This window comes from Streptomyces sp. SID14478 (assembly GCF_010548525.1).
In the GTDB taxonomy this organism is placed as follows: Bacteria; Actinomycetota; Actinomycetes; order Streptomycetales; family Streptomycetaceae; genus Streptomyces.
Window position 1 is genome coordinate 1 of sequence record NZ_JAAGMG010001016.1, and the last position, 293, is coordinate 293.

The 293-nt window shown below is 76.1% G+C and carries 1 pseudogene; it reads right to left on the minus strand.

Annotated elements, in window-relative coordinates:
• Positions 1 to 43 precede the first annotated feature (43 nt).
• Positions 44 to 293, minus strand: a pseudogene (locus G3I40_RS32630) (MFS transporter); the annotation flags it as partial.

Sequence of the window (293 nt, forward strand, 5' to 3'; positions counted from 1 at the left end):
GCGACCCCGCCGGCCGCCGGGCGGCAGGCGCCCGACGACCCGTTCAGGAAGCCGACTCGGGCTTCGGGAAGAACTGGACGAGCACGGCGACCGCGAGGGCCAGCGGGCCGAGCAGATCGAGGCTCGCCGTGAAGGCGTCCGCGTACGCCGACACGTGCCCGGCGTCGCCCAGTACGTGGTAGAAGACGACACCCACGCCGGCCACCCCCACCGCGCCGCCGATCTGGCTCGCGGTGGACAGCACGCCGGAGGCGGCGCCCGCGTACTGCGGGTCGGTGCCGGCGAGCGCGACG